Below are 6,642 nucleotides of genomic sequence, written 5' to 3'. Positions count from 1 at the left end.
CCTTACGTTTCGGGAGGGCAAAGGTAAAACCTTTTTCCTTTTCAATCCAAGCTTTTTCTCAACTTTTTTTCACTTAAGTTTTTCAAGAATTTTAAACTTTCATTACACCATTATAGTGTAAATTAAAATCTTACTTGTTTCAGGTTTTTCAAAAGAACTTGTCGCTTATTGCGGGTGCAAAAGTAGTAAACTTTTCTTTACATCCTAATGTTTTTGAAACTTTTTTTTCTTAGCTAATTTCTTAACCAAAAATCCAAGCTTTTTAAAGCTTTTTCGTATCAATTTTTATCAGTCTGCTTTTCTAAGAACGCCTACAACTTCTCTGTTGCGGGTGCAAAAGTACACCCATTTTTTACTTTTACAACACGTTTTTAAAACTTTTTTGAGGATTTTTTAATATTAAATCATAACTCACTGATACAACAACCGTTGGAAAAGAAAGTTTTTTTGGAAGTTTTGTAGTTGTCGCGCAAAGTTCCCCAAAGGAGGCACAAAGTCTCCCGAAGGAAGGTACACTTATTATATATAAGAGGAGGTTTTACCGAAGGGAAAGCGAGAAAAGACCCTATACCCTGCCCATACGCAGTAAAAGTGGAAAAACGACCTGCCGTTCTCCCCCACCCCAGGCCTGTTTTAGCTCTTGCTCTATACTATATATAGGATCTTGGCCCGTTTTTTCGCGGTAATGCTTAACCGCCGACCATGTATTAAGATAACCGATAAGATGCTCGAACGTCCAGGTAAGCGTATTGGTAAAACTTTTCACTTTTAATTCGTCAAACGGAAACGGTATGGTTTGGTACATTTCATCAACATAGCGCCGTTCGGCATCCCAATATTCACCAAGAATCTCCTTATATAATATATGTATAACCGCGTCTACCTTTTCGTCAACCGAAAAAAGCCCATAACCCAGCACTGCAATAACACCTCCCGGCTTTAATATCCTACACACTTCTTCATAAAAAAGGCCAAAGTCAAACCAATGGACAGCCTGCGCTACCGTAACCAAGTCGAAAACCCCGTCTTCAAAGCCACTATGCTCGGCACTGGCTACACTATAATATATATTAGGAAGTGGTTTAGCATTCGCAAGCTGCTTACTGCTGATGTCCGTTGCATATACTTCATCAAAAAAAGGCGACAATACAGCCGCTACCTGCCCATTGCCCGTAGCCACATCAAGTGCTTTTCCTTTATGCTGTACAACCGATACTATATAGTGTATCATTTCATCAGGATAATGCGGTCGGAAACGCGAATAACCCGATGCAAGTGAAGAAAAGTTGTCTTTGATTATTTAAGCAGCTAATTCTCATAAAGGTACGCAATTTTACTGCGGATTTTATTTTAAAATTAACCTTAACAAACTGTATATTTACCGCAAAGCACCTTAAAATGTAATCAGATTACTATCTTTGCCTAAATGCAAAGCACTACCATGAACAACATACAAACCATTATTGAAAAGGCATGGGACGACCGCAGCCTGCTTCAAAATGAAGAAACTACTACTGCAATACGAGAAGTTATAGAACTTTTAGACGCCGGAAAACTACGCGTAGCTGAACCTGTAGCCAATGGCTGGCAGGTAAACGAATGGGTAAAGAAGGCCGTAGTTATGTATTTCCCGATACAGAAAATGGAAACCCTGGAAGCCGGTATTTTTGAATATCACGATAAAATGCCACTAAAACGCAATTATGCCGAAAAAGGCATCCGCGTGGTACCAAACGCTGTTGCAAGACATGGTGCTCACATTTCATCGGGCGTAATATTAATGCCGAGTTATGTAAACATAGGTGCTTATGTAGATGAAGGTACCATGGTAGATACCTGGGCTACTGTAGGCAGCTGCGCACAAATAGGCAAACATGTACACCTTAGTGGTGGTGTGGGCATAGGCGGCGTACTGGAACCCCTGCAAGCAGCACCGGTTATTATAGAAGACGGAGCCTTTATAGGTTCCCGCTGCATAGTTGTTGAAGGTGTAAGGGTAGAAAAAGAAGCCGTACTTGGTGCTAACGTATGCCTTACAGCATCTACAAAAATTATAGATGTTACCGGCGATGAGCCTGTAGAAATGAAAGGTGTGGTACCTGCACGCAGCGTAGTAATACCGGGAAGCTATACCAAAAAATTTGCCGCTGGCGAATACCAGGTGCCGTGTGCACTGATTATAGGTAAACGTAAAGAATCTACCGACCTTAAAACTTCGCTTAACAACGCCCTGAGGGAATATGATGTAGCGGTTTAATAATTGCGAATGAAAGGCAAACCCATAAAATTATCTGCCCTTGCCATAGTATATAACGAGGAGCACAACATACGTGAATACCTGGACAATATGTCGTTTGCCGACGAAATTGTTGTGGTAGACTCCTTTAGTACCGATGCTACAACAGAAATCATCAAAAAAGAGTACCCGCATGTGCGGTTTTACCAACGTGCTTTTGATGATTTCTCGTCGCAGCGGAACTATACTATCGATTTGGCAGAAAATGACTGGGTGATGTTTTTTGACGCCGATGAGCGCATTACCCAAAAAGGTATTGAAGAAATTGAAGGCCTTTTTAATAAAACACCTGAAGAATCGGCTTTTTGGGTAAAGCGTGTTTTTTACTATCAGGGAAAACCATTAGTAAACAACAACTTTAACGAAGACCGTACTGCGCGTATTTTCAGGAAATCTAAATGCAGGTACAGCGATAAGCTGGTACACGAGCAGTTGGTTATAAAAGGTAAAAGCCGTGTACTAAAAAATGCGATACAGCACTATTCATTCCGCGATACCGAAGATTTCCTCCAAAAAAGGCTGCAATACTCCCGTCTTAAAGCCCGTGAGTTTTACCAGGAGGGTGTGCGTACTAATATACTGCACTTTACACTAAGGCCTGCTTACCGTTTTTTTAAATATTATATACTTGGGCTGGGCTTCCTTAACGGAAGGCGTGGTTTTGAAATTGCCCGTATACTTAGCTACCACGTATATATGAGGTATGTGTACCTCAGGGAAATGTATAACGAAAAGCCCAACCCGCGCATACTGGTTATACAACAAAAAATGATAGGCGACGTACTGGCCAGCACAGTTATATGCAACAACCTTAAATTACTGTATCCTGAAAGCACTGTAGAATACAGTATTTATCCGTTTACCGAACCTGTTACACAAAACAACCCAAATATAGACCGGATTGTTTTGTTTGACCCTAAGTTCCGTAACAGCAGGTGGCAGTTGCTAAAGTTTTTATGGCAGCTGCGTAAAACAAAATACGACATTATTATTGATGCTTATGGCAAAGTAGAGAGTAACCTTATTGCATCTTTTTGCCGATCGCCAAAAAAAATCAGCTTTTACAAGCCATACACCAGCTACATATATACTGATACGGTAGAAGAATTAAGGGAGCCGCTTACTAATGCCGGCCTGGCACTTGATAACCGGTTACAGTTACTTCGGGTTTTAGAGCCGGGTGCACTTTTTAACAGCCGTCCTAAAATATTCCTGACAGACGATGAGATAAAGGATGGAAAGGCGCTTTTAGCTGAAAAAGGCTTAATTGGTAACGGCCCTGTTTATATGATAAGCGTTTTAGGCAGTGGTGAAAATAAAAGTTACCCGGCACCTTATATGGCACAACTACTGGATGTTATTGCCAAAAAAGAAAATGCAAGCCTGATATTTAACTATTTACCCATACAGCATACTGAAGCTGAACAAATTTATAACCTGTGCAGCCCCGAAACCCGGCAGAAGATACGTATGGACATAGCCCCCGGTACTATAAGGCAATTCCTTTCGGTTCTATACCATTGCAATGCACTTATAGGTAACGAAGGTGGCGCAGTAAATATGGCAAAGGCCATAAGCATACCTACCTTCACCATTTTTTCTACGTGGATAAAAAAAGAAGCATGGAATTCTTTTGACGATGGCAAAAGCATCGTATCAGTACACTTAAAAGATTTTAAGCCGGCACTGTATGGCAATAAGTCACCTAAGGAAATGAAAGACCGTGCCATGCCTCTTTATAAAGAGTTTACACCCGACCTTATAATCCCGGCACTGAAAAAATACGTATCTGAAAATTAGTTGTTTGAATCTATACCTATAGGTGTACGCACTACTTTATTATTGCGGGTATTTTCGCGTATTGCCCTGTTTTTCTTCCAGGTAGCTTCGTTAACATAACCACGGGCGTGATCCAGGTGTACACAAATAGCGCTGTAACGTATTTGTTTACCTTTAAGCCCCATATTAACAAGCCTTTCCCCCAGTTCCCTATCCTGTCCGCCGTACTGCATTTCCTGGTTAAAACCGTTTATGGCTACAAGATCTTCCTTCCAGCCACTGGCGTTATGCCCGTTCCACGAAGGCGTAGTAGGAGTTATAAAATTCAATAGTTTTTCTGTAAATCCTTTTGCAGAAAGCTTCAGGGTGTTTGCTTTCGGCAAGCCATTGGCTTTAAGCCAGGCAACATCAAAGCAACGCTGCTCTACTATATCTTCTTTAGTAATAGACTGTGAAATATCCATTGGCAGCTTAAAATATCCCCCCGAAAGAAAATGCCCCTGTTTACGCTGTTTCAGGTGAACGGAAACAAAATCTTTACGTGGTATACAATCGCCATCGGTAAATATAAGATAAGGGCTGCTTGCCGCCACAATAGCTTTATTCAGTATCTGCGATTTCTGGAAACCATTGTCTTCCTGCCATACATGTACCAGTGGTACAGGCAGCAACGGACGCAGCCTGTCCAGCAACTCACGGGTGGCAGGGCGGCTGCCGTCGTCGGCAATGATAATCTCAAAATCGTTATTGTCTTGTACACTAAAGCCCCACAACACTTTTTCAAGCCATGCTTCGGCATTGTAGGTACTCATTATAACAGATGCTTTCATTTTTTCTTCAGTTGACTTTATAACAACACTATCGCTTCCAGAACTTCAGCTTCTTTTTCAGCCTTTTTTTTCTGTAAAAAGCCGCCTGGAAACGGGTTACATAAAATACCATTTTTTCATACACCTCGTCAAACCCTTTTCCATACAATGATGCGTATTCACTACTCATAATTTCCATAATACGCTCTACATGTGTAAGGCGCTCCATGTTAACCATCCTTTCATCAAAAGTAAGCGGGCGGTTGTGGAAATTCATACGGTTAAGGTCTACCAAAAAGAAGGCGTATTTACCGGGTGATGTTTGCTTAATAAGGGTATTGCCGGGCGAATGGTCTAAAAATTCAATCCCTTTTTCGTGGAGCAGGAAACAAAATTGTGTAAACTGCTTTAATATATTTTCAGAATCAGGATAATCCGCGTCAAGGGTAAGCTCGCGATAGGTAAGTTCTGCATCAAGGTGCTCGCTTATATAATAAGAATGTGCTATGCCTGATACGCCACGCTCTTCTGCAAATGCTATAGGATGCGGCGTACCTATGCCGTTTTCTATAAGCCTCAGGGCATATAGGTAAGAGCGTTCGGCCTTTGATTTCCTGAAATAACGGTACGCTATGCTGTTTATAAAATTAGGTACCTTAAATGACTTAACATTAAGTGCAGCGCCATCGGTTTGAAAAACCTTTATAACATTACGCTTGCCATCTCCAACAATAGATCCACCCTGGCCGAAATAAGTAATTTTATCAGTAATAACCTCCTTATATTTAAGGTATTCAGGATGGATAATTAATTTCATCTACATTTAATATATGTGCAAAAGTAGTCAATGATTTTGTAATTTCTATAACTATCGGTAAATATGCTGAAGCCTCTACCCCGCACACCTGCTAAATATCTAAACTTCTTGTGTACCTTTACAACCACTAAAATACACAAATGGAAAAAGCAGTTGTAGTAGTACCTATTTATAAAACAGCACTGAGCAATTATGAAATGTTATCGCTAAAGCGGTCGCTTAAAATATTAGGCAGCCACCCTTTTGCTATAATATGTCCTGAAGGACTGAACCTTAGCCCGCTGGAAAACCTTTTAAATACTGTACGGTACGAAATAAAAACTTTTAACCCCGATTATTTTACCGGGCTTGAAGGCTACAACAGGCTTATGCTGTCTGAAGAGTTTTATAATAGTTTAAGCAGCTATGAATACCTGCTTATATGCCAAACCGATGTGTATGTTTTTGAAGACAAGCTATTGTACTGGTGCAATAAAGGATATGATTATATAGGCGCACCCTGGATTGCCTCTAAGCAAACGTTGTTTAAAAAACTGGAACTGCGATTAAAAAACCTTATAAAGAAGAAAAAGAAAAACACAGACCATTTCTTTAAAGTGGGTAATGGTGGTTTTTCGTTGAGGAAAACTGCAACCATGGAGCGTATTGTTACCGGGCAAAAAGAGAAAATAGAACACGCATTACAACATCGCGATGAGCGCAACTACCATATAGAAGACGTATATTTTTCTATTGCCGCCCCACAGCATACCGAAATGAAAATACCGGGCTATATGGAAGCTGTGGATTTTGCCATGGACCGAAAGCCAAATATAGCTTACAAACTAAATAACAACAAGTTACCATTTGCCTGCCACAGGTTTTTCAATAAAAATGTAGATAAATTCTGGTTACCGATTATAGATAAAATTGAAAATTTTGAAGTACCTTCTTTATAAGGC

At 40.3% G+C, this 6,642-nt stretch carries 6 protein-coding genes; 3 read left to right on the top strand and 3 right to left on the bottom strand.

Annotated features, from left to right (window positions below):
• Positions 1 to 565 precede the first annotated feature (565 nt).
• On the bottom strand, positions 566 to 1,231 hold the full coding sequence (locus ACZIX4_RS14910; RefSeq protein WP_463336427.1) for a class I SAM-dependent methyltransferase: 666 nt from the start codon (positions 1,229 to 1,231) through the stop codon (positions 566 to 568).
• 210 nt (positions 1,232 to 1,441) lie between these two features.
• On the opposite strand from ACZIX4_RS14910, the gene ACZIX4_RS14905 reads away from it, so the two are divergent.
• A complete protein-coding gene (locus ACZIX4_RS14905; RefSeq protein ID WP_463336433.1) occupies positions 1,442 to 2,257 on the top strand; it encodes a 2,3,4,5-tetrahydropyridine-2,6-dicarboxylate N-succinyltransferase in 816 nt (271 codons plus the stop codon).
• A gap of 9 nt (positions 2,258 to 2,266) precedes the next feature.
• Positions 2,267 to 4,096: a glycosyltransferase gene (locus ACZIX4_RS14900; protein WP_463336426.1), complete on the top strand. Its 1,830-nt coding sequence runs from the start codon at positions 2,267 to 2,269 to the stop codon at positions 4,094 to 4,096.
• Here the strand turns inward: ACZIX4_RS14900 and ACZIX4_RS14895 are convergent.
• Both ACZIX4_RS14895 and ACZIX4_RS14890 read right to left on the bottom strand, forming a co-directional pair.
• A complete protein-coding gene (locus tag ACZIX4_RS14895) occupies positions 4,093 to 4,905 on the bottom strand; it encodes a glycosyltransferase family 2 protein (RefSeq protein ID WP_463336425.1) in 813 nt (270 codons plus the stop codon). The two genes, ACZIX4_RS14900 and ACZIX4_RS14895, sit on opposite strands and share 4 nt — an antisense overlap.
• A gap of 28 nt (positions 4,906 to 4,933) precedes the next feature.
• A complete protein-coding gene (locus ACZIX4_RS14890; protein ID WP_463336424.1) occupies positions 4,934 to 5,701 on the bottom strand; it encodes a Kdo domain containing protein in 768 nt (255 codons plus the stop codon).
• Positions 5,702 to 5,841: 140 nt separating this feature from the next.
• Here ACZIX4_RS14890 and ACZIX4_RS14885 point away from each other — a divergent pair, with 140 nt between their 5' ends.
• Entirely contained in the window at positions 5,842 to 6,639 is a 798-nt protein-coding gene (locus ACZIX4_RS14885; protein WP_463336423.1) for a DUF5672 family protein, read from the top strand.
• Positions 6,640 to 6,642: the final 3 nt, after the last annotated feature.

The sequence above is a fragment of the Flavobacterium niveum genome, assembly GCF_055231775.1.
The sequence above is the reverse complement of the archived record's forward strand: the minus strand, read 5'-3'. Positions and strand labels throughout refer to the sequence as shown.

Bases quoted from the DNA above. Each gene is read 5' to 3' on its own strand.
- ACZIX4_RS14905 (WP_463336433.1), top strand. From the start codon at position 1,442: ATGAACAACATACAAACCATTATTGAAAAGGCATGGGACGACCGCAGC.
- ACZIX4_RS14885 (WP_463336423.1), top strand. From the start codon at position 5,842: ATGGAAAAAGCAGTTGTAGTAGTACCTATTTATAAAACAGCACTGAGC.
- ACZIX4_RS14895 (WP_463336425.1), bottom strand. From the start codon at position 4,905: ATGAAAGCATCTGTTATAATGAGTACCTACAATGCCGAAGCATGGCTT.
- ACZIX4_RS14900 (WP_463336426.1), top strand. From the start codon at position 2,267: ATGAAAGGCAAACCCATAAAATTATCTGCCCTTGCCATAGTATATAAC.
- ACZIX4_RS14890 (WP_463336424.1), bottom strand. From the start codon at position 5,701: ATGAAATTAATTATCCATCCTGAATACCTTAAATATAAGGAGGTTATT.
- ACZIX4_RS14910 (WP_463336427.1), bottom strand. From the start codon at position 1,231: ATGATACACTATATAGTATCGGTTGTACAGCATAAAGGAAAAGCACTT.